This window comes from uncultured Succinivibrio sp. (genome assembly GCF_902756765.1).
Classification (GTDB): domain Bacteria; phylum Pseudomonadota; class Gammaproteobacteria; order Enterobacterales; family Succinivibrionaceae; genus Succinivibrio.
On the sequence record NZ_CACVSS010000043.1, the window covers coordinates 1 to 21525 of the forward strand.

21 protein-coding genes are annotated in these 21525 nt (G+C 40.1%); 13 read left to right on the forward strand and 8 right to left on the reverse strand.

Translation table 11 applies throughout. The features are described 5' to 3' along the window. Window positions 1–97: 97 nt before the first annotated feature. Together flgM and flgA are read right to left on the reverse strand one after the other, a co-directional pair. Window positions 98–424, reverse strand: a complete 327-nt coding sequence (flgM, locus tag QZU45_RS07430) for a flagellar biosynthesis anti-sigma factor FlgM (protein WP_295353617.1) — start codon at window positions 422–424, stop codon at window positions 98–100. 159 nt (window positions 425–583) lie between these two features. Continuing rightward, entirely contained in the window at window positions 584–1291 is a 708-nt protein-coding gene (flgA, locus tag QZU45_RS07435) for a flagellar basal body P-ring formation chaperone FlgA (RefSeq protein ID WP_295353620.1), read from the reverse strand. A 534-nt stretch (window positions 1292–1825) separates the two neighbouring features. On the opposite strand from flgA, the gene QZU45_RS07440 reads away from it, so the two are divergent. The 8 genes from QZU45_RS07440 to QZU45_RS07475 all read left to right on the forward strand — a co-directional run bounded on the left by QZU45_RS07440 (window position 1826) and on the right by QZU45_RS07475 (window position 9103). Beyond that, window positions 1826–3556, forward strand: coding sequence for a protein-glutamate O-methyltransferase CheR (locus QZU45_RS07440; RefSeq protein WP_295353623.1), 1731 nt, complete (start codon window positions 1826–1828; stop codon window positions 3554–3556). A gap of 131 nt (window positions 3557–3687) precedes the next feature. Further along, entirely contained in the window at window positions 3688–4104 is a 417-nt protein-coding gene (gene flgB / locus QZU45_RS07445; protein WP_295353626.1) for a flagellar basal body rod protein FlgB, read from the forward strand. Between the two features lie 12 nt (window positions 4105–4116). Next, complete coding sequence (gene flgC, locus QZU45_RS07450) at window positions 4117–4584, forward strand: flagellar basal body rod protein FlgC (protein ID WP_295353629.1); 468 nt, start codon at window positions 4117–4119, stop codon at window positions 4582–4584. A 223-nt stretch (window positions 4585–4807) separates the two neighbouring features. Beyond that, the gene (locus tag QZU45_RS07455; RefSeq protein ID WP_074840080.1) at window positions 4808–5503 is read left to right on the forward strand and encodes a flagellar hook capping FlgD N-terminal domain-containing protein; all 696 of its coding nucleotides are present in this window, start codon (window positions 4808–4810) and stop codon (window positions 5501–5503) included. A gap of 166 nt (window positions 5504–5669) precedes the next feature. Beyond that, window positions 5670–6419 carry a flagellar basal-body rod protein FlgF gene (gene flgF, locus QZU45_RS07460; protein ID WP_295353633.1) on the forward strand — a complete coding sequence of 250 codons (750 nt, stop codon included), beginning with the start codon at window positions 5670–5672 and terminating at the stop codon, window positions 6417–6419. Between the two features lie 13 nt (window positions 6420–6432). Then, entirely contained in the window at window positions 6433–7221 is a 789-nt protein-coding gene (gene flgG, locus QZU45_RS07465; RefSeq protein WP_074840084.1) for a flagellar basal-body rod protein FlgG, read from the forward strand. Between the two features lie 26 nt (window positions 7222–7247). Further along, the gene (locus QZU45_RS07470) at window positions 7248–7967 is read left to right on the forward strand and encodes a flagellar basal body L-ring protein FlgH (RefSeq protein ID WP_295353636.1); all 720 of its coding nucleotides are present in this window, start codon (window positions 7248–7250) and stop codon (window positions 7965–7967) included. Between the two features lie 71 nt (window positions 7968–8038). Beyond that, a complete protein-coding gene (locus QZU45_RS07475) occupies window positions 8039–9103 on the forward strand; it encodes a flagellar basal body P-ring protein FlgI (protein ID WP_241824740.1) in 1065 nt (354 codons plus the stop codon). Window positions 9104–9164: 61 nt separating this feature from the next. Here the strand turns inward: QZU45_RS07475 and QZU45_RS07480 are convergent, their stop codons facing one another. Beyond that, window positions 9165–10889: a proline--tRNA ligase gene (locus QZU45_RS07480; protein WP_295353639.1), complete on the reverse strand. Its 1725-nt coding sequence runs from the start codon at window positions 10887–10889 to the stop codon at window positions 9165–9167. Window positions 10890–11245: 356 nt separating this feature from the next. Between QZU45_RS07480 and QZU45_RS07485 the strand changes: the two genes are divergently transcribed. The 4 genes from QZU45_RS07485 (at window position 11246) to QZU45_RS07500 (ending at window position 15703) form a co-directional block, all read left to right on the forward strand. Then, on the forward strand, window positions 11246–11500 hold the full coding sequence (locus tag QZU45_RS07485; RefSeq protein ID WP_074840091.1) for a hypothetical protein: 255 nt from the start codon (window positions 11246–11248) through the stop codon (window positions 11498–11500). Between the two features lie 98 nt (window positions 11501–11598). Then, complete coding sequence (locus tag QZU45_RS07490; protein WP_295353642.1) at window positions 11599–12687, forward strand: FAD:protein FMN transferase; 1089 nt, start codon at window positions 11599–11601, stop codon at window positions 12685–12687. A gap of 272 nt (window positions 12688–12959) precedes the next feature. Beyond that, entirely contained in the window at window positions 12960–14318 is a 1359-nt protein-coding gene (gene mpl, locus QZU45_RS07495) for a UDP-N-acetylmuramate:L-alanyl-gamma-D-glutamyl-meso-diaminopimelate ligase (RefSeq protein WP_295353646.1), read from the forward strand. Window positions 14319–14326: 8 nt separating this feature from the next. Continuing rightward, a complete protein-coding gene (locus QZU45_RS07500) occupies window positions 14327–15703 on the forward strand; it encodes a hypothetical protein (protein WP_295353650.1) in 1377 nt (458 codons plus the stop codon). Between the two features lie 62 nt (window positions 15704–15765). Here the strand turns inward: QZU45_RS07500 and QZU45_RS07505 are convergent, their stop codons facing one another. The 3 genes from QZU45_RS07505 to QZU45_RS07515 all read right to left on the reverse strand — a co-directional run bounded on the left by QZU45_RS07505 (window position 15766) and on the right by QZU45_RS07515 (window position 19175). Next, on the reverse strand, window positions 15766–16716 hold the full coding sequence (locus tag QZU45_RS07505; RefSeq protein WP_295353653.1) for a ribose-phosphate pyrophosphokinase: 951 nt from the start codon (window positions 16714–16716) through the stop codon (window positions 15766–15768). 255 nt (window positions 16717–16971) lie between these two features. Then, window positions 16972–18012 (reverse strand): hypothetical protein, encoded by a 1041-nt coding sequence (locus tag QZU45_RS07510; RefSeq protein ID WP_295353655.1) that lies wholly within the window; start codon window positions 18010–18012, stop codon window positions 16972–16974. 17 nt (window positions 18013–18029) lie between these two features. Continuing rightward, the gene (locus tag QZU45_RS07515; protein WP_295353658.1) at window positions 18030–19175 is read right to left on the reverse strand and encodes a thioredoxin domain-containing protein; all 1146 of its coding nucleotides are present in this window, start codon (window positions 19173–19175) and stop codon (window positions 18030–18032) included. A gap of 86 nt (window positions 19176–19261) precedes the next feature. Between QZU45_RS07515 and QZU45_RS07520 the strand changes: the two genes are divergently transcribed. Continuing rightward, a complete protein-coding gene (locus QZU45_RS07520; protein WP_295353661.1) occupies window positions 19262–19999 on the forward strand; it encodes an endonuclease in 738 nt (245 codons plus the stop codon). A 161-nt stretch (window positions 20000–20160) separates the two neighbouring features. Here the strand turns inward: QZU45_RS07520 and QZU45_RS07525 are convergent, their stop codons facing one another. After that, window positions 20161–20289 carry an FKBP-type peptidyl-prolyl cis-trans isomerase gene (locus QZU45_RS07525; RefSeq protein ID WP_295353664.1) on the reverse strand — a complete coding sequence of 43 codons (129 nt, stop codon included), beginning with the start codon at window positions 20287–20289 and terminating at the stop codon, window positions 20161–20163. Further along, window positions 20267–20722: a hypothetical protein gene (locus QZU45_RS07530; protein ID WP_295353666.1), complete on the reverse strand. Its 456-nt coding sequence runs from the start codon at window positions 20720–20722 to the stop codon at window positions 20267–20269. Before QZU45_RS07530 ends, QZU45_RS07525 begins: the two co-directional genes overlap by 23 nt. Window positions 20723–21525 lie beyond the last annotated feature (803 nt).

Sequence of the window (21525 nt, forward strand, 5' to 3'; positions counted from 1 at the left end):
AAAAAAACAAACCCAGCAACAGATTGCTGGGTAAGACCTCATCCTCCTGCAAAAATGAGGTTTAATTGGGATACTCTGTTCTCCTGCAAAACAGAGTTTATCCGAATATAGAAGATAGCTCGTCTTCTGAATCAATCAGCTTATTTGCTACAGATTCATAGTCAATCTTATATGAGCCATCCTTTATTGCATTTTTTAATTTTTCTACTTTAGCTGAATCTACTCCAGTTGCCTCTTTTGCTTTTTGAGTGCCTTTTGTCAGAATCTGTGCATTGCTTGTTAATACAACAGAATCTGCGCCTGCTTTTGATAAGGCCTCCTTCGCAACATTCCCAACTGGACTTTGTGCTACGTTTTTGGCAGTAGCAACGGACTCTTTTATACCGCTCTTATATATGCGGCTATTTAATGCATCTATTGCCATGATACTACCCTCAATTCTTTCTCTCTCTTTAAGATATATTATCAGTGAATCACAAATTTATCACTGTTAATTTGTTAACGGAATAAACTAAAAAAACTTAAATAAAAAATTCAAAAAAATTAATTTTTTTTGAAAATAATCCTTTCTATTTGATTTTTATTAAAAAATAACTCGCACAATTCCCGGGCCTTCTACGATTCCTGTGACAATTTTTCCGGTTTTACTGTTTCTGACCTGAATTGTATCGTTTAATTTCCCTTCATCAAGGGCAATTCCCTGAGTTTTTATGTAAAGATTCTTTGAACTTGCCTCAATGGTAACGATATCCCCCTTTGCTATAAGCGTGATATCGCTTATCTTAAACTGTTCTCCTGCTCTGATATCTTTCTTTGCTTTACTGCCGATAAGCTGATCCTTATCATTGATAACTGAAGCTGTTGTTGTGTTTTCATTAACATAGGTATCTTCAATCATGCCTGGAGTAATAACATTTCCTCTCTGGATATTGGAGGCTGCAACAATGGAAGCTCGTAACACTGATACAGTTACGGGAATACTTATCACATAAGGATTTTCTTTTCTTGAACAGGTGATTTTTACAACATTGCTCTTCTTTATTTCGGCGTTCTGGAGCTCTGCTGTCAGATAGCCTGAACATTTCCCTCCGTAGTTGCGGTTAGGATCCAGTTTAGCAACTTTTACAACATATTTCTTCTCAGGACTGCTTGTGGGAAATTGTGCCAGCATGTACTGTTTTGCTACATTTGAAAGAAAATCTGCCTCTGCCTGAGTTGCATTGGCAGTCAAATGGAAAATAAAGAGTCCCCACAAAACTAAACAGGATATTTTCTTTATAATCTGCAGCACCGGATTTTCCTTGTTCAGAAAATGAATATTCTTACTCAGATAATAGCATATTCTAGCCTTGCAGACCGTATTAAAAGGCACAGTTTTTAAATAGAGAAAGAATGTGTCTGATATGATTTTTGAGTAGCAGTTTCAGTAAAGTTGGAGTTATCGCACTTATTTAAAAATAATAGTGTTGCCGGTGTGATTTAAGCCGCAAAATTTTTAGATTTCTTTTGTTTACTCTGATTTGCAAATTATTCTTTATTGTATATGGTAGGCAAATTGCCACAGATGAGGTTGCCTTTTTCTCTTTGAAAAGACTGAATTGTTTTGCTGTTTTGTTGATAATCAATAAACGGCTAAGTGTATTTTGTGCTTAAAAATCAAATTGATATTTTTATAATTAAAATTTTTGTCTACAATAAGGCTTTTTGCTTATTAATATCTGTTTTTTATAAAAAAACGCTATTTATTAACTATAATAAAGATCACTGAACATTTTGATTTATAAAATGTTTTTGTTTCGTAATTATATGTAAAGGCATGGATGAGATGACATTTACAAATTCAAATAATAACAACAGTGAAGGTAAGTTTTCTAAAACATTTTCTTCATCTTTAGGTTCACCAGCCTCAACTTCTTCAACTAGCGGTAGTTCTTTTGGAACTAATGCTGGGACTTCCACAAAACCATCAACTTTTACAGCCGGAACTGGTTCAACTTTATCCACTGCAGCTGCTAAGCCGGCAGGTTTTGGTGGAGCGACTGCTTCGGCAGCATCACAGTTTGCTGCCGGTAAAACATCTGTACCTGGTGCTTCTTCTGCATTTTCGTCAACTGCTCAAAGCAAGACCGTGCCTTTAACTTCTGTAAGCAGTGCAACTGCTGCCCGTCCTGCAGCTTTGTCTCCAAGTCCTGTTCCTCCAGCACCTGCAAGTGCTTCAACAGCTTCTGCTGCTGGTTCATCCATGGCAAGACCTTCTACTTTTGGAACCGCTCCTAATGCATCTGCCACATCAGCGGCTACAGCTACAACAGCAAGACCTTCTGCATTTACAGCAACATCAACTACAGCTGCAAGACCATCTGCCTTTGGTACTACAGCGCAACCATCTTCATCTGCCGGTGCCGCAACTCGTCCATCTGCTTTTACTTCATCGACAGCAGCAACTGCTTCAGCCGCTTCAATCGCTGCTACAAGGACTTCATCCTTCACTTCAACAGTCTCTACTGCTGCAAGACCTTCTGCATTTACGGCGACATCTGCCACTTCGGTCTCAGGAACTTTAGGTTCAAGAACCTCTGCTCCTGTCAGCTGCGATGAATTTGCAAAGAAATTTGCTGAGACAAAGGCTGCGCTTTCAACTGCTAAAAGATCATCTCTGCCTTCAGGTTCTTCTGATGCAGGAAATGCTCCTGCTGTTTCTCCTGGTCAGGAGGTTACTGATGTTCAGTACAGACGCTTTGCTGCTTTTATTGAGGAAAAATGCGGTATTGTTTTAGGTGTCGGCAAACAGTATCTTGTTAACAGCCGTCTGTCCACTCTTCTTTCAAAATTTCGTATTTCAAATGTCGATGAGCTTATTAACAAGGCAATGGAGAATACTCCTAATAACAAGATTCAGGATGCTGTTATAGATGCGATGACAACTAACGAAACCTTATGGTTCCGTGATACCTATCCTTATACAGCTTTAGAGCAGTTCATTCTTCCAGAGCTGGCTAAGAAAGGTAAGTATCCTGTCAGAATATGGTCAGCAGCATGTTCATCAGGTCAGGAGCCTTATTCAATCGGTATCGTGGTTCAGGAACAGATGGCAAAAATGATCCATATTGATCCTAAACAGACTCAGATCATTGGAACAGACCTGTCTCCTGAGATGCTCGCTACCTGTAAGCTTGGTCAATATGATGTTCATGCATTATCTAGAGGTTTATCTGCAGAGCGTAAGTCTAAGTTCTTTAAACCAACCAGAAATCCTAACATCATGCAGATTGATCCTAGAGTTAAATCTATGGTTGAATTCAGACCGATGAATCTGCTTGGGTCATATGCGCTAATGGGTAAGTTTGACGTTATTTTCTGCAGAAACGTGCTGATTTATTTCTCAAATGACGTGAAGGCTGAAATTCTGCGCAAGCTTACCATGTGTTTAAATCCAGAGGGGTATCTGATTCTAGGTTCAACTGAAACTCTTGTGGGCGTTGCAGATAAATATGAAATGGTAAGACACAGTCCAGGTATTCTTTACAGATTGAAACCTCAGAAATTCGCTTTCTAAGATTGAAATTAACTTCATTTGTTAAAAAGAGCGCTATCAACTTGATTGGTAACGCTTTTTTTTATGGCATAAAACTTGCTCATAAGTATTTACAAAAAAAATAATATTTTTTTGACAATATGGTGATGAGTATGGGTATCAGTTTTGATAAAGCTTTTGGTGTTTTTCAATACACAATGGGTATAAGAAATCAGAGAGCTGAAGTTCTTGCAGGCAATCTTGCAAATGCAGATACACCTGGATTTAAAGCACGTGATCTCGATTTTGATATCGCTTTTAAGAATGCAGCTCATGTTCAGATGGAAGAACCTTCTGACATGGTTGTTACTAATGCAAAACACATGAAACACAGTGCAATTGAAGATGAACCAGAACTTACCATGAAGTATCGCATGCCTTATCAGGCTGATACCGGTAATGGTAACACAGTAGAGGTTTCTACTGAGAGAATGAAGTACGTGAACAATAATCTTGAATATCACGCTACACTCCAGTTTTTAAATGGAAGAATCGCAAAACTTAAAAGTGCATTAAGACCTGCAATGTAGTTGAGGTGTAAGATGGGAATTTTCAGAATACTTGATATTGCCGGTACAGCAATGAATGCTCAGTCTGTTCGACTGAACGCTACAGCTTCAAACCTTGCAAACGCAGAATCAGTAAGTTCATCTGTAGAAACTACCTATAAGGCAAGACGTCCTCTTTTTTCTGCAGCTTTTGATGAGGCAATGCAGTTTGAGGTTTCTGAAGGAGGAGCAGTTGATCCTGCAACAGGTGAACCTTATGGAGTAGGTGTAGCCCTAAAAGGCATTATTGAATCCGATGCTCCTACAATCAAGGAATATAATCCAAATCATCCTCTGGCTGATGAAAATGGCTATATCTATAGACCAAACGTAAATCCAGTTGAGGAAATGGCCGATATGATCAGTGCAAATCGTTCATATCAGACTGCTGTTCAGATGGCAACAAGTGCAAAGAAGATGATGCAGGCAACGCTGCAAATCGGTACCAATCCTAATATGTAATTTTGTTAATTAACCTATACTCAATCCATAATAATCTGACAATGAATATTCTTCTGTCGAAGATTCTTGTCAGATTTTTTGTTATCAGAATATTCTGCAAATTTATTCTCTGAACATTTTTTCAGAAAATAATAAAATATCTTGCTAATTGAATCGTATATGGTAACATTTAGTTAACCGGCAAAGTTTGCCGGTATGGAAAAAAGGTTTGGGGGATAGTTTTATGTCAGTGGATTTCGATTTCAGTTCGGTCGGTAAAACATCCGGTTATATTAAGCAGCAAGAAGCCACAGCAGCTGCCAAGAAGGATAATAATGCACTTGATCAGGCAGACTTCCTGAAACTGTTAACTACCCAGTTAAACAATCAGGATCCTTCCTCTCCTGTGGATAACAATCAGATGGTAAGCACCATGTCTCAGCTTTCCATTGTTGAAAACCTAACCACTATCACCAATGGCATGGACAACATTGTAAATTCCATCTCCTCAAGTTCAGCTCTGTCTGCCTCAAGTCTGGTTGGTAGAAGTGTGCTGGTTGATTCTAGTACTGCATTCTTTGATGGCAATTCTCCACTTGTGGCTCAGATTGATGCTGGCTCAGGTGCATCAGATGTTAAGGTTTCAATTCTGGATTCAGCTGGTTCTATTGTATCCAGTTTCTCCGCCGCATCAGTTGATGGTGTAACAGACTTCTCATGGGATGGTGTTATGGATGCCGAAAGCGGCGAAATGTTCCCTGCCGGCAAATATACTGTGATGGTATCCGGTATGCAGGGGGGCAAGGAAGTCAATTTGCCGGTTAAGACATATGGAACAGTTGGTTCTGTAGTTTTAGGTAACAATATAAGTGATACTAAACTGAATATTCTTGGATACGGTGAAGTTTCACTTGAAGACGTCGGTTCAATTTCTCTTTAAATTTCGATTTGTTTATCTATCAAGAGTTCTCGTTCTGAGAACTCTTGTCAATTTCCTGTCAGCTTATTTTTAATCTTTTATTAACTTTCTGATTATAAAGCAAAATATTAAATGGCATGTAATTTGCTAATACCTTCGTAATAATTGTTTTTATCCGGAGGTACAGATGGATAAGTTATTGTGGGTTGCAATGTCAGGAGCTAAGGAGAATTTCCATAGTCTGGCTGTTCGAAGCAATAATTTAGCGAATTCAGCAACCACTGGTTTCAAAGCCGATTTTGAAAACAGCCGAGCCATGTCTGTATTTGCAGATGCTTATCCTACTCGTGCATTTGCTATGACCGAACGTCCTGGCTATAACATGCAGGGTGGTGCAATAGAGACCACTGACCGAGAACTGGATATCGCTATAGATGGTGACGGTTTTATTGCTGTAAACGATAAGTCTGGAAGTGAGGCTTATACCAGATATGGAAGCATGGAGATTGATGTTGAAGGTAATCTTCGTACTTCAAATGGACTGAATGTTTTAAACGAGGATGGTGAACCAATTGTTCTTCCGCTGATGCTTGCTGATATAAACATCAGTAAGGATGGTGTGATCTCAGGAAGACCTCAGGGCGGTGATTCTAATGTAATTGAAGAATATGCCCGCATAAAACTGGTTCGTCCCGAGAGTTACAAGGATATTGAAAAAGGTTATGACGGTCTTTTCAGAAGAATTGATGGCACACCTCTTGCACAGGAAAATACAGTTAGAGTAAGAAACGGTATGTTAGAACAGTCTAACGTTAACCCAGTTGAAGAACTGACAAACCTGATTAGAATTCAGCGACAGTACGATGCAACAGTTAAGCTGATGGAAACCGCTAATCAGATGGATGAACGTCAAAATACTCTTTTGACATACGAATAGCAAGGAGAAGATTATGATTCCGGCATTATGGATTAGTAAAACAGGTTTAGATGCGCAGCAGACCAATATTTCTGTAACCTCTAACAACCTTGCCAATGCTTCAACCGTTGGTTTCAAACGTGGCAGAGCTATTTTTGAAGATCTGCTGTACCAGAAGATTAACCAGCCAGGAGGAAGATCATCTGCTGACGGATATCTGCCAGAAGGTCTGATGATTGGTGCTGGTGCAAAGGTTGTTGCAACTCAGAGACAGTTTGGTCAGGGTGACGTTGAAACCACCGACAACTCATTTGACCTGATGATTCAGGGCAGAGGTTTCTTTGAGATTGAGCTTCCAGACGGTACAACTGCTTATACCAGAAATGGTCAGTTTACCAAAAATGAGGAAGGTACTATTGTGACCTCTGGTGAAGGCTATCCTTTACTGCCTCAGATTCAGGTCCCTGAGAATGCGGTATCACTTACTGTAGGCCGTGACGGACAGGTGTCAGTGGTGGTTGCAAATGAGAATACCAGTCAGGATTTAGGACAGATTACTGTAACTGATTTTATCAACCCAACAGGACTTGAGTCCATTGGTGACAATCTGTTCCTTGAAACTACAGCATCAGGAGCCCCTCAACAGGGAATCGGTGGTGAGGACGGTATGGGCATCATTCGTCAGAATATGCTTGAAACCTCTAATGTTAAGGTTACAGAGGAACTTGTAAATCTGATTCAGGCTCAACGAGTCTATGAAATGAATTCAAAGGTGCTGACAACTGTTGATTCAATGATGGGCTCACTGATTCAGTCTGTATAGCATTTGATTAGAGGAGGAGAGGGGAAATGAATAAGCTTGTACTGATTGGTGCAGTTGTAAATGCACTGCTTCTTCAGGGCTGCGCTCTGGATACATTCTCGCCAAAGCCAGATGATCCTAAGTATGCTCCAGCAATGCCTGAGGAGGATTATGCAAATGTGATTCCTACTGGAGGAATCTATAATCCTTATACTCTGAATAACGGAATGTATTCAGATACCTCTGCTCACAAAGTAGGTGATATTATTTCGGTAAATCTTGAAGAGGCAACTTCTGCTAGCAAGAATGCCAATACTTCTCTCACCAAGAACAACCAGAATAATTACAACGGTATGAATCTGGCTTTTGGTACTGATGATAACACTCTGAATAAATATACAAACAAATACATAAACAGGTATAACCCAACCTTAACCTCCAATAATTCAAATACCTTTAATGGAACTGGTAAGGGAAGTCAGTCCAACAGTTTAAAAGGTCAGATTTCTGTGAGTGTAGTTAAGGTTTATGCAAACGGTAATCTGCAGGTACAGGGTGAAAAGTGGCTGATGCTTAATAACGGTAATGAATACGTTCGTGTTACCGGCCTGATTAGACCATCAGATATCAGTTCTGATAATACTGTTTCATCACAGCGAATAGCAAATGCTAGAATACAGTATGGCGGAACCGGAGATTTTGCAGATACTCAGGAAAGAGGTTTCTTCTCAAGACTGTTTAACAGTGCCTTTAATATATTCTTCTAGTATGCAGGAGAAAGGCTATGAGACTATTAAAAGGATTATTTAAATACATTGTGACGGGTGCTGTCATTTTTATGACAGCAGCTTCTTTCCCTGCTCAGGCTACGCGATTGAAGGACATAGCCTCGATACAGGGAATTCGTGATAACCAGCTTTTAGGCTATGGTCTGGTAGTTGGTTTGTCAGGTACTGGTGAGAAAAACTCCAAGTTTACAGAGCAGAGCTTCCGTTCTATGCTGAATACCTTCGGTATAAAGATCAGCGAGGGCACTAGCCTTAAAATCAAGGATGTCGCTCCTGTAGCAATTCATGCTACTATGCCACCCTTTGCCAAGGTTGGTCAGACTATTGATGTTACTGTTTCTGCTATTGGTGAAGCTGCCTCTTTAAGAGGCGGTACACTTCTACAGTCTATGCTTAGAGGTGTAGATGGAAATGTCTACGCTATTGCTCAGGGCTCTCTGGTTGTAGGAGGTTTAGGTGTAGAAGGCGCTGATGGTTCAAAGGTAACCGTAAATACTCCTACTGTAGGAAGAATATCAAATGGAGCAATTATTGAGCGAGAGGTTCCTGATAATTTTTCAAATACAGACTCCTTTGTGTTCAATCTGAATCGCTCAGATTTTACTACAGCCAAGAATGTTGTTGATGCTATTAACGATATGTATGGAGATGGAAGCGCTATTGCAGAAGATTCAACCTCTATACGTGTAAGTGCTCCAAGAAATCCTGCTCAGCGAGTAGCTTACCTTGCCAGTCTCGAGAATCTTGATATTCAGCAGGGAGATGATTCAGCTAGAATTGTAGTTAATTCAAGAACAGGAACCATTGTTATCGGCAGCAATGTAAGATTAAAGCCTGTTGCTGTTACACATGGTGGACTGACTGTAACTGTATCTGAAGATCCTAGAGTTTCTCAGCCAAACAGTTTCTCTCAAGGTCAGACTACTGTAGTTCCTGATTCTCAGATTAACGTTGAGGAGAAAAAGGGCAAAATGTTTAAGTTTGATACCGGTGCAACCTTAGACGATCTCGTTCGTGCTGTTAATCAGGTAGGGCTTGCTCCTGGTGATCTGATGTCAGTTCTTGAGGCTCTGGATAAAGCCGGGGCAATAGATGGAAAACTTGAAGTGATTTAGTAAACAGAAAGTAAAAAGCCTGAGAAAAAAAATCTCAGGCTTTTGGTTAATAAAATAAATTCTAGTTTTCAAACTTTGACATGATTGTCTTTAGAGCGTCTTTAACAGGGATAGTTTCCTTATCGCCAGTCTTTCTCAGCTTATACTCAATCATGCCATCCTTAAGGCTCTTTTCACCGATGGTGATGATGTGAGGTATGCCCATCAGCTCAATATCGGCAAACATAACACCAGGACGCTCGTCTCTGTCGTCGTAAAGAACCTCAACTCCAGCCTTCTGAAGATCTGCATAGAGGGTTTCGGCAACATCCTTAACCTCCTGTGACTTAGATGGCTTGATGGCGATAATCGCAACCTTGAATGGTGCAATAGCTTCTGGCCAGATAATACCTCTTTCATCATGGTGCTGTTCTATAACAGCTGCTATGGCACGGGTAACACCGATACCGTAGCAACCCATGATCATTGGTATATCCTTGCCGTTCTCATCTTTAACAGTAGCTTTCATTGCTTCTGAGTACTTTGTTCCCAGCATGAAAACCTGACCAACCTCAATACCCTTGCGCAGGTGCAGAGTTCCTTTGCCGTCTGGGCTAGGATCTCCGTCTTCCACATTACGCAGATCAAATACCTCATATTTTGGAACATCTCTATCCCAGTTTACGTTGATCAGGTGGAATCCGGTTTTGTTTGCACCGCATGCGAAGTTAGCCATTTTATCTGCAGTTCTGTCCACAAGAATTCTGCCTTTAAAACCAACAGGACCAAGAGAACCGGTATGAGCTCCGGTGAAATTGTTGATCTCTTCCTCGGTTGCCATCTCAAGAGGATCTGCTATGCCAGGGATCTTTATAGCTTTAACTTCATTTAATTCCTGATTGCCGCAAAGACATAGCATAACAAGTTCGGTTGTGCCGTCTTCCTTCTTATCACCATGTACAATAAGACTCTTTAGAACCTGATTTGATTCAATTCCTAAAGCTTTTGCTGCCTCATCTACGGTATGACAGCCAGGAGTTGCAACCTCTGAATACTCTGCACCAGGAGCAGCTCTATCGTAGGTAGGTGCAAGAGCTTCTGCCATTTCAATATTGGCTGCGTATGATGAGCCGTCTGACCAGGCAATAGTATCCTCACCAGCTTCAGCAAGAGCCTGGAACTCATGAGAGTGGTTACCACCAATGGAGCCGGTATCAGCCTCTACAGGTCTGAATTCCAGTCCCATTCTGGTGAATACTCGTGAATAGGCATCATACATATCCTGATAGGTTTTGTTCAGAGATTCTTTATCCATATGGAATGAATAAGCATCCTTCATTAGGAACTCTCTGCCTCTCATAACACCGAAACGAGGTCTGATTTCGTCTCTGAATTTGTTCTGCATCTGATACAGGCAGATTGGCAGCTGTCTTGCTGATTTGATTTCACGTCTGGCGATGTCAGTAACAACTTCTTCGTGGGTTGGACCTAAAGCGAATTCGTTCTCTTTTCTATCTTTAAAACGGCACAGTTCAGGACCGTACTTTGTATATCTGCCGGATTCCTTCCATAAATCTGCAGGCTGAACCATCGGCATTGCAATTTCTAAAGCACCGGTTTTATCCATTTCTTCACGGACGATATTCTGAACCTTTGATAAAACCTTCATTCCTGTTGGCAGCCAGGTATAGATTCCTGATGCAACCTGTCTGATCATTCCTGCGCGAAGCATTAAACGATGGCTTTCAACAGCTGCTTCCTTTGGATCTTCTTTTAATGTAGAAATTAGAAATTGACTAGTTCTCATATTTAATTAGCGAATGGCTCTCAATTATTATGTGAGAGGAAAATTCGTCTCCGTTTTATACAATTAAAATTAATGGTGAGCAGTATATCATTTTTTGACCCTGATATCATTTCCGAAAAAAGCGGATTTTTTCCTTTTCTGCCTCATTTGTGCGTTTTTACTTTAAGATTTTTTCTCAGACTTGCTAGAAAAGATAAATGCTATAATCTACGGTGCTGAGAGTTAGTGGAATATATTTGTATTGATAACTCTTTTCGGGAGTTCTCTTTAAGCAAGTTAACCTGCAGCCATATTCCGGAAAAAGAAAAATTTTCTTAATCTGGAACTTTTTAATCTTATGTAAAGGATTTCCCTGTATGGTTTTTATCGCAAGTTTTGTTATTTTTCTTTTATTTGTTCTAGCGTTATCTTTGGGGCTTATCTTCAGAAAAAAGCCTCTTATCACCGAGGATGAGGCTACTGCTGCTATTATGGGAGATATTGCCTGCTCCACCTGTCAGCAGATGTGTGCAATGGCAGGAAGAACCAAGGTTTCTAAGAAAGTTAAAGACAAAATCAAGTGTAATGTTAATGAACTCAACGAGGTTGAAATACCTCACAAGGATGTATAACTAACATTGTCTCTCTACAGGAAGCCTCCCCATCTATAATGGTGGCGTTTTGTTGAGCTTTTTTACAATTCACCATTCTTTACCGAATAAGGATTTTTATGAAACGAAATCGTCTTATTTTTTCTACAATCGCCTGTATCATGTTAACTTCTGTTCTTAGTAGCTGTGATGAGCGCAGTGTTTCTAATCTTTCCGAGCAGAAAGCTACTGTTTCCACCAAGGTTCAGGGAAAGACTATGGGAACTTTTTATGCGGTAAATGTGGTGGGCGGATATAAAGGAGGAGAAAGTGCTCTTACAGATCTTGCTGAAAACTGCTTTAAGAAGATCTGTGATGAGATTTCTACATTTGATAAAAACGCAGAACTGGCAAAATTCAATGAATTTAAATCAACAGAGCCATATGAAATTTCTGCTGATTTATCGAAGATAATTCAGGATACCGTTTATCAGGGACGAAGAATTGATGAGGCTACAGATATTACTGTAGGTCCTCTGGTTAACCTGTGGGGCTTTGGAATCAGCAAACGTAATGACAGTGCTCCAACGGAAGAGCAGATTGCGGAGGTCAAGAAGTTAGTCGGTTTTGATAAGTTTGAACTCCGTTTTGATGGCCAGAAGAGTTATCTTGTTAAAAAAGATCCGAATGTTCGTCTTGATCTTTCAACTGTAGGTGAAGGTCTGGGGGCGGATGCTGTTGCCGAGGAACTGATTAAACAGGGCTATAAGAATTTCATGGTCAATGTGGCTGGAGCCTCAAGATCATACGGAGTTAATGCAGAAGGCCGTAAATGGAAACTTGGAATTGAAGATCCAACCTCACCAGCTCCCAAGCTTTTTGTTCCTATCTGTGCCTTAGACAAGGCTGTAGCTACAGCAGGCTCCTACCGAAACTTCTTTAAGGACGAAAAGACCGGTACTGTTTATTCCCATGCAATTGATCCTAAAACTGGCTATCCTGTATCGCATAATACCTTATCTGTTACTGTTATTTCTGACAGTGCATTTGAGTCTGATGCCCTAGATACAGGACTTTTAGTACTTGGGGCTGATAGGGCTCTGGAATGGGGTGAGAAAAATAACTATCCTCTGGCAACCATTGAGTACAAGGATGGTAAACCAGTTATGCGTCACACCAAGCAGTTTGAGCCATTCCTAAAGTGCGGAACTGAAAACAAAGCAAACTAATTCTTTTCTTACCATTAGATCCTTCCTCTCCTCTTTGTTAGGAGAAAGGAGGATCTTGCAGCTGTCAGGTTTCTGTAATTTCGAATACAGAATCAATTACCTCGACAATTTTCATGATATTTTCTTTTTTCCATTGTTATCCTGCATATTCTTCCTTTGCAATGAAAATGTAGCCTCTTAAGGTCAAATTTTGGGGGCAAACATTACTGCTTTTAAAGTATGATGCGATAAAATAAAATCATGATTAAGGAATAATGAAGATAAGGATTCTTATGCATATCCATATTTTAGGAATTTGCGGTACTTTCATGGGCGGTATCGCAATGATTGCAAAACAGTCAGGCTTTAAGGTTACCGGTTCAGATTTAAATGTTTACCCTCCAATGTCTGATGAGTTAAAAGCTGCAGGAATAGAACTGATTGAGGGCTTTGATGAGGCACAGCTTGACATGAAGCCAGACCTTGTTGTGGTTGGCAATGTGATGAGACGTGGCATGCCTATCGTTGAGAAACTTTTAAATGAGAGAATTCCTTTTGTATCAGGCCCTCAGTGGCTTGAAGAACATTACCTTCTGAATAAGAAAGTACTCGCTGTGTCCGGTACTCACGGAAAAACTACCACTTCATCAATGCTAGCATGGATTTTAGAGGCCAATGGTAGAAATCCTGGATTTCTGATTGGTGGTATCCCTGAGAATTTTGGAATATCCGCAAGAAACTCTGATTCTGAATATTTTGTGATTGAAGCTGATGAATATGACTGTGCATTTTTTGATAAAAGATCAAAATTTGTTCACTATCATCCATCCTGTCTGATTATGAATAACCTTGAATATGATCACGCTGATATCTTCGATTCTGTTAAGGATATTCAGAAACAGTTCCATCATCTGATTAGAACGATTCCAAGTCAGGGACTTATTGTTATGCCAGACAATGATAAGAATCTAAATGAAGTCATACAGATGGGGTGCTGGTCTAATAAATATGTTATCGGTGATAATTCTGCTCTGCATGCAAAATTACTTAAGGCTGATGGTTCAGAATTTGAAATATATGACGGAAACAAACTGGTTACAACCGTTAAGTATGATTGTACCGGCACATATAATGTGAATAATTCCCTGATGGCAATCAAGGCTGCTTCATATGCAGGAATTTCAACTGAAGATGCTGCTGCAGCGCTTCAAAGCTTTAAACTCCCAAAAAGACGAATGGAGTTAAAGGGCGTCGTGAACGGAGTAGCGGTTTATGACGATTTTGCTCATCACCCAACCGCAATTCGTCTTACTTTGGAAGGTTTAAGAGCAAAAATTGGTGATTCGCGAAAGCTGATTGCCGTATTTGAACCAAGATCAAATTCAATGAAACTTGGGGCAAATCACGAACAGCTTGCAAAGTCCTTTGAATCTGCTGATGAGATCTTTGTTTATGCCAATGATTCAGTAAAATGGAATGTAAAAGAATTAGAAAAACAGTCAGAAAAAACTCTATTGGTTTATTCTGATTTTGAGAAAATGCTAGATGATATAGTTGCCCACAGTCATACTGATAGCACAATTCTTGTTATGAGTAATGGTGGTTTCAACGGAATTCATCAGAAATTATTGGATAAGTTACATAACAAGTAGATAGTTGTATGTCTGATAACAGGAATTTATTTACCAATAAACTGGATTTTGACTCTCCGTCTATGCAGTGTAAGGTGTTTGACCGTCTTGCAGTGCAGAATCCTTTAGGGAAAACTCAGTTTTACTGCTTGGAACTTTCTGCCGGAAATACCTTTGATTTTGGTTTCTGCAGAAAGGAAAATGTTCAGAGTCTGCTGCGAGAAGTGCTTACAGTTGTGAATATGAAGGTTCTGAGAGGTTCTTATGAACGTATCATGATCCCTTCTGTTCCTTGTTCTTTATGGGTTAAGCAAGCCCGCAAGTATGATCCTAAGACGGTAATAATGTGGCTTGAGAACTCTCTAGAACTTACTGAAGAATACAAAGAAAGTATTCTTCGTCTTTATAAACAGGGGATGAAGTTCGCTGTTCGCGTTGATGCAATGGGGGAAATTCCGACCAACAGTGAAGTTTTAAGCTGTATCGATTATGTTCTTGTTGATGCTGCAAAACCACAGGAATACGCCGATATTCTAAGTTCTCTGAAAAAGAATAATAAAAATCTTAAAACCATAGGTTTCAAGGATACCTGTTCCATATTCAATTTTTCCACTAATGAAGCTAATAATTTTGATTATGTTTTAGGTATGGTGCAGAGTGAGCTTATTAAATATGACGGAGTTCGACCTAAATGGCAGCATGATATGCTTCGTCTTTTTGCTCAGCTGTATTCCTCTTTTTATGACATTAAAGAGGTTGGTGAAATCGTTGCACAGTACCCTCTGATGGGTACAGCCATGAAAAAGCTTATGAGTTCAAAGGCTCTGACAGTTCTGACTCTGCGGTCAAAGACAAAAAATCAGATGCTTGCTGAAAATCAGTCTTTAACTCAGAATGATCTTAGAAACTATCTGGTTATTTCCGTAGCTTTTAATCTGTTTACACTGACTGATAAAAAGATCAGCGATATTAATCATCATCCTTTTGATATGAGAAATATCAACTATGATCCATTTATTCAGGCTTTGGTTTTTGGAAAAATCGTAGATTTTATGGGACAGGAGTTATGTGATGATATTTCTGCTCCTCAAGCATTTATCTCTGGATTTATGAGATACTGTCACGTTTTTCTTCATGACACAGAAAAGGCTACATTCTCAGAGTTTCCTCTTGATGCCGTATCTTCATGTTTTAAGGAGGGCGGAGGTGAACAGCTTGGTAAAATAATAAGAACGCTTTCGTTGCTGTTTGAACACAAGGTTGCAGAAGCACTAGAGCTTGCTTATGAAGAAGGAATGGAGCTTTATAAGGATAAGATTTATAACTATATCTCTCAGGCTTTTCTCTGGGCTGATACTGTTTTAAAAGCTCTGGATATTGCTCAGAATTCTGCTGAGAGCGCTTAGCTTGATGGCTGAAAATTAAATACCGAAATGAAGAGGGGAGCTAATGCTCCCCTTTTTATGAACTAGTGCTGTTCGAACATTGCAGAGATAGACTCTTCGTTGTTTATTCTGCGAATTGCTTCTGCAAGCATTGAGGCTAAGCTCAGTTCTCTGAAATTCTTAAGCTTCTTGAATTTTTCTGATGCAGGAATTGAATCAGAAACCACCAGAGAATCAATCTGAGATTCAGCGATATTGCTGTAGGCATTTCCTGACAGTACAGCATGGGTTCCATAAGCAATAACTGACTTTGCTCCTCTCTTCTTTAAAGCTTCTGCTGCTTTGCATAGGGTTCCGCCAGTGTCAATAATGTCATCCACAATGATGCATTCTCTATCCTGAACATCTCCGATAAGATTCATAACCTCAGCAACATTTGGCTTTGGTCGACGCTTATCAATAATGGCAATATCTGCATTGTTTAGTAGTTTTGCAATTGCTCTTGCTCTAACCACACCGCCCATATCAGGAGATACAATACAAGGATTGGTCAGATTCAGTGTATGCATATCCTCTACAAATATTCCGCTGGAGAAGCAGTTATCAACAGGAACATCGAAGAATCCTTGGATCTGCTCTGCGTGCAGGTCGACGGTTAAAACTCTGTCAACACCAACACTTGATAGGAAATCAGCCACTACTTTTGCAGTGATAGGTACTCGAGCTGAACGTAAACGTCTATCCTGACGAGCGTATCCGAAATAAGGAATAACAGCAGTAATACGTCCTGCAGATGCTCTACGTAGAGCATCAATCATTACGATTAGTTCCATTAGATTATCGTTGCTTGGAGCGCAGGTAGATTGGATGACGAAAATATCACATCCACGTACATTTTCGTTGATCTGTACATGAACTTCACCATCTGAAAAACGGTCAACGGTAGCATCGCCTAGGCGGGTGTAAAGACGATCTGCAATTTTTTTTGCTAGCTCCGGAGTTGCATTTCCGGCAAAGAGCTTCATATCAGCCATAAGATGAATGATCCTGATTGATTTGAATAAAAGATGAATTTGACTTTTGTACGCAAAAGTCGACGCTATTTTAAAACTTTTGTGTCTCTATCGACAACCTTATATTAGAAAATAACGTATTTTTTGCTTTATAAACTTTTTTTGTGCAAAGCTGGACAAAAATGTTGATCAGCCGTCATTGGTCAGCATTAAAATCTGATTGATATGATCTTTTACTTTCCTTAAGCGTAAGGCTCTCTCTGTACTGCTCATGCTTTAATAAACCTCCATACCACTATCGTTGCTGTTGTAACCACCAATATTGACCTGCTGGGCGTTCTCCGGCATCGGAATGTCCGGTGTCAGCATTGGTCTGCCTCCGGTGTAATCGTCAATAAACTCAAGCTCTACTACTTCGCCGGTTTCTAAAAGCTGCAGTCCGTAATTGAAGATCATGGCGTTGAAAGCCTCACGTTCATAAGCCTTCATCCTTGCAATACCGCCTTGATTAAAGAAAGCTCTGATGACTTTCTTCATCTGCGCCTTGCGTTCTGGTGATACATAAACCGGACGGTTAGGAAGAATTACTCCGTCAGAAAGGTCTCTCTGCGCCTCGTTTAAGGTGCGGTAGTTGTAATCTACAGGTCTGTATAAGCGCTGATAGTCACCCTCACTCATTTCAAGACGAGGGTAGGCAAGCTTTAACTGTTGTGTCTCAGAAGGCTCATAACGCACGTACTGTATCTGTGGTTTTACATATCCCTGAAGGTTGAAGAAACCATCAGAGTCTTTCTGCTCCCCATGGGATACCCCGTTGTTCTCCAAAGCTCTGTTCTTTATCTCCTCAACAGCCTTATCTAGCTTCTGCTGTCGCTCCTTGCGGTTTTTAGAGAGCTCCTTATTGGTCTGACGCATAAAGTTCTTATAGTCTCTATGCTGCTCACGCTCTTCTTTCTCGTATTTCTTAAGCAGCGCTGTGAGCTTGGCTTTTCTCTTTGCAGATATATTCGGATCTTTAAGCAGCTCTCTGAGCGTATAGACCATCTTGGTCTTGTTCTGTACCTTCTCATTCTCTACAAATTTGCCGTAGTCCTTCTTAATCAGCTTCTCTTTGATATTCTCAAACATGGTCTGCTGTTTGAGCTTAAGGATTTCCTGCTCCTCATCGGACATGGGGAGCTGTGACTCAAAGCCGAAGGTTGATTCATTCAGATTTTCTTCCTGGGACTCAAACCCAAATGTGCTGTCATCGGCATTAACAAGAGTGGTTAACGCACAGGCTAAAGCAACGGCAAATAAGGTCTTACGAACGTTCATTTGTGTAACCTCAGAGCCTATGATTTCTGGCTCTTCTCCTTATTCTCAACTGCCAGTTCTTCTTCAGCGTTCAGCTTCTCAATCGCCTCCATGAGTACATATGGATCTTGTGCTCCACCGATAAACTGCTCTTTTCCGGTCTTGGTATCAATGATGAGTGAGCCCGGAGTTCCGCTGACGCCCTTAGCAGCTGCATATTTCTTGCTGTCTTCGATAATCTTTTTGGTGCTGTCGCTGTTCAGACATGAAAGGTATTCAGCCTCATCTAGCTCGAAAGCCTTTGGAATAGATGCTAAAGCTGAAGAGCCTTTTCCATTGCCGAAGGTGGTATCAAAGAGGTGCTGGAGAGATACCCAGAATGCTTTATTTCCTTTCTGCTGGAAGATACATTCGGTGATAATAGCCTCGTTGGTAGCAATAGGATCGTGGAATGAAAGCGGTGTATGTACCCATTCCACTGCTACCTGACCGTTAGACTGATCTGCTACCTCTTTAGGGGTATCAAAGAAGTTCTTGCAGAATGGGCACTCTAAATCAGAGAATTCTTTAATCAGGAAACGAGCCTGAGGATTGCCGTATAGATGGCGGTTATTAGGAACGGTATCCTGAGCATTGGCGTATTTGACTTCTTTTCCTATAACTTCTCTACGTACTTCCTGATTGCGGATATCTTCAAGAGCTTCAGACACTGCCTGAGCAAACTCCTGCTTGTCCTTAAAGCGGATTTCGCTGTCCGTACCACCTGAAATAGAGCTCTCTGTGTCCTTTGATACTTCAGAATTCTTTGCTGCAGCACTGACACTTTCGATTACACGAGCGGTAATACGATCCTCAAGTTCTGCAATTGCTTTGTTATCTAATGGCGCTGCAGCATTCTCATCCTGAGACAGTACAGTTCTTGAGATATTCTCATCGGATTCCAGAAACACATTATTGTGGCTGTTACGAACTGCAGTTACAGAAGCAAAGGTTGCGATTCCTACCGCCAGGTATGAAGTACAGAGTGCCAGGGAACTTTTATTGGAAATTATCTGACGGATCACATCTGCTAGTTTGCTGATATTTAATGGTTTTTTATTATCTGTTTGATTTGCCTTGGAAGATTCTGCTGCCGGATTTGTGTTTTCTGCGTTATTATCTTTTTTAAATTTCTTTAGAAACATAATGTGTTCTCCTGAATAAAAAACACCCACATCATGCACTAAAGACCTGTGGGGCATATTTACTAAGAGGGGACATTTTCGGGGATGTGAGTTCCGGAGCTATGACTCTAAAAGCCTTTCCTACAGCATTAACTCTGTTGTTTGCCGTATGTTTTCCTGTGTATGCTGATTTCTCGTCTGCAAAGGAAGATCTGAAAATCATTGTAGCACAGCTGGATAAGCCAACTACTTTGTACTGTGGCTGCAGACTTATCTTTAAATCAGAGGATCGCTATTTCCCTGAGCTGAACAGTTGCGGGTATGCGATACGTGAGAATAAGGAGAGAGCAAGTCGTATTGAAGCTGAACATATCGTTCCTGCCTACGTGTTTGGACATACTCTTTCCTGTTGGGCAAATGCGCCTAAAGGACATGGTAGAGAGCAGTGTGAGCTTACAAGCAGACTCTTTGATGTAATGGAGTCGGATTTACATAATCTTTATCCCGCCATAGGAGAGGTTAATGGCGATAGAGGAAACTATAGCTTCACTAACCGCATTAACTCCGGTTCTGAGACATTTACTTACGGTCAATGTAAAATGAAGATTTCTCCTAAATTAGGAGAAGCTGTTCCTCCCGACAGAGCAAAGGGCATTATAGCCAGAGCTTATTTATACATGAGTCAACGCTACAATCTTGCATTAACTGTTGCTGAAGAAAAACTGTTTACTGCTTGGAATGAGAAATATAGACCAGACAAGAATGAATGTAGACGTAATGAACTTATTGAGCTGATTCAGGGAAACGATAATCCATTCATTACAGAGAAATGCAGAGTCCTATAATAAGAATGCACTAAACATATTTAACTATGTTTAATGCATTAATTCCTATTCTACAGTTTTAATATTTCTTTCACTAGGCTGGTAAGATGCAGTCTAAGACTGCTCTTAAACATTGCTTTCTAGTTAAATCGAAATTCAAAACATTAGAACTTTAAAAATTTCTATTTTATACCGAGTAGAGTTACATCAAAAATAAGTACAGAATTTGGCTTGATGAACTGACCAACAGCATTCTCGCCGTAGCCAAGATATGAAGGAATGTATAGCTCATACTCTGAACCAACATTCATTAAGAATCTGATAAAGACTGTAGGCATCAGTAAAGTCATCCTTGTTTCTATGCCAGCTTAAAGCTCTGGTCATCCTACCTGACATAACTTTTACCGTATGTCCGTAAGCTTGAGCAAATCTTGACCAGTAGGATGCCCCTGAGCAGGCCTCAATTCCTATCAGATACTTATCCTCTGCATTGATTAGAAACTGTCTTAATTCAGATTTGCTTACCTCTTTGTTTATCATTCTTCCCATACTGTCCTGATAGCAAATCTGATATTTCCTTGCTGCGAGATCAATGCCCATTGGCTTGAATCCATCTATGAGTGTAATGGTTCTGCTACTGTTGATGTTTACTGATACTGCCGGCTGCGTATTATTTTGATTTACTGACTCGTTTAGACTTGCAACAATGGCACGTGGACTTGTAGAATAGCTGTGGGTGGTCATCTTTTGTACTCCTTCTATTTGTACTTCTTCTATAATCATTTAGCGCTCAGCCCCATGCTGATGACGCTTCGCCTTAAAGGCTTTTTTTGGATATTGCTGATTATAAAAGAAAAGAGATCACCCTTTTTCTTTGTCTAAAGAGTGATCTCTTTTGGTTAATCGTCAGTTCATGACCATCTCTATATCAGGGCTTATGATAACCGCCCTTTGAGCCTGTCTGCTTCAATATCTGGTCTGATGTCTGTCAGAGGAATAATTTAGAAAGAATGTTTTTTATAGTCTGTATGGCATTCTTAACTTCAATCGAATTCAGATGACAGAGGATTAATTCCTTAGAAAATTTTTTTTAGCAGGGCTTACAATCTTATCATCTCAATTCTGACCTTAAATTTAAAACAGCCAGGCTCAAAGAGCCGTTATCGTCCCATAATGACTGTTCGAATACCGGCAGATTTGGTTCAGAGGGATAATTCCCATCAATTTTATTTTCAAAAGGAATTTACTCATTCTTAAACCAAAACCTTATATACATGGGAAAGAGGGATAATTCGCTTAAAGAAATTTATTCATGAAGGACCTCATCCTTTTACCATGCACGCCGTTGCTTCAGTCTCATAAAGAGTGAACGGTACCAAGCCACCTCTATGAAATCTCAAAGCTCATTTTTAGACGATTATAAATAAGGCTTTTAGCCTAACAATCTACATTTCTTAGCATCAAACGGCTGTCCTGATTTGGCAATAGTCCATGCCACTCTGGCAAGCCTGTTGGCAATTGAACAGACAATCTTTTTATTGGATATC

What these genes read in the sequence shown, in the direction of transcription:
- QZU45_RS07440 (WP_295353623.1), top strand. Translation starts at nt 1,826, where the DNA reads ATGACATTTACAAATTCAAATAATAACAACAGTGAAGGTAAGTTTTCT.
- flgG (WP_074840084.1), top strand. Translation starts at nt 6,433, where the DNA reads ATGATTCCGGCATTATGGATTAGTAAAACAGGTTTAGATGCGCAGCAG.
- QZU45_RS07510 (WP_295353655.1), bottom strand. Translation starts at nt 18,012, where the DNA reads ATGAACGTTCGTAAGACCTTATTTGCCGTTGCTTTAGCCTGTGCGTTA.
- QZU45_RS07530 (WP_295353666.1), bottom strand. Translation starts at nt 20,722, where the DNA reads ATGACCACCCACAGCTATTCTACAAGTCCACGTGCCATTGTTGCAAGT.
- flgM (WP_295353617.1), bottom strand. Translation starts at nt 424, where the DNA reads ATGGCAATAGATGCATTAAATAGCCGCATATATAAGAGCGGTATAAAA.
- QZU45_RS07515 (WP_295353658.1), bottom strand. Translation starts at nt 19,175, where the DNA reads ATGTTTCTAAAGAAATTTAAAAAAGATAATAACGCAGAAAACACAAAT.
- QZU45_RS07455 (WP_074840080.1), top strand. Translation starts at nt 4,808, where the DNA reads ATGTCAGTGGATTTCGATTTCAGTTCGGTCGGTAAAACATCCGGTTAT.
- mpl (WP_295353646.1), top strand. Translation starts at nt 12,960, where the DNA reads ATGCATATCCATATTTTAGGAATTTGCGGTACTTTCATGGGCGGTATC.
- QZU45_RS07480 (WP_295353639.1), bottom strand. Translation starts at nt 10,889, where the DNA reads ATGAGAACTAGTCAATTTCTAATTTCTACATTAAAAGAAGATCCAAAG.
- QZU45_RS07485 (WP_074840091.1), top strand. Translation starts at nt 11,246, where the DNA reads ATGGTTTTTATCGCAAGTTTTGTTATTTTTCTTTTATTTGTTCTAGCG.
- QZU45_RS07470 (WP_295353636.1), top strand. Translation starts at nt 7,248, where the DNA reads ATGAATAAGCTTGTACTGATTGGTGCAGTTGTAAATGCACTGCTTCTT.
- QZU45_RS07490 (WP_295353642.1), top strand. Translation starts at nt 11,599, where the DNA reads ATGAAACGAAATCGTCTTATTTTTTCTACAATCGCCTGTATCATGTTA.
- flgC (WP_295353629.1), top strand. Translation starts at nt 4,117, where the DNA reads ATGGGAATTTTCAGAATACTTGATATTGCCGGTACAGCAATGAATGCT.
- QZU45_RS07525 (WP_295353664.1), bottom strand. Translation starts at nt 20,289, where the DNA reads ATGAATGTTGGTTCAGAGTATGAGCTATACATTCCTTCATATCTTGGC.
- QZU45_RS07475 (WP_241824740.1), top strand. Translation starts at nt 8,039, where the DNA reads ATGACAGCAGCTTCTTTCCCTGCTCAGGCTACGCGATTGAAGGACATA.
- QZU45_RS07505 (WP_295353653.1), bottom strand. Translation starts at nt 16,716, where the DNA reads ATGGCTGATATGAAGCTCTTTGCCGGAAATGCAACTCCGGAGCTAGCA.
- flgB (WP_295353626.1), top strand. Translation starts at nt 3,688, where the DNA reads ATGGGTATCAGTTTTGATAAAGCTTTTGGTGTTTTTCAATACACAATG.
- flgF (WP_295353633.1), top strand. Translation starts at nt 5,670, where the DNA reads ATGGATAAGTTATTGTGGGTTGCAATGTCAGGAGCTAAGGAGAATTTC.
- QZU45_RS07500 (WP_295353650.1), top strand. Translation starts at nt 14,327, where the DNA reads ATGTCTGATAACAGGAATTTATTTACCAATAAACTGGATTTTGACTCT.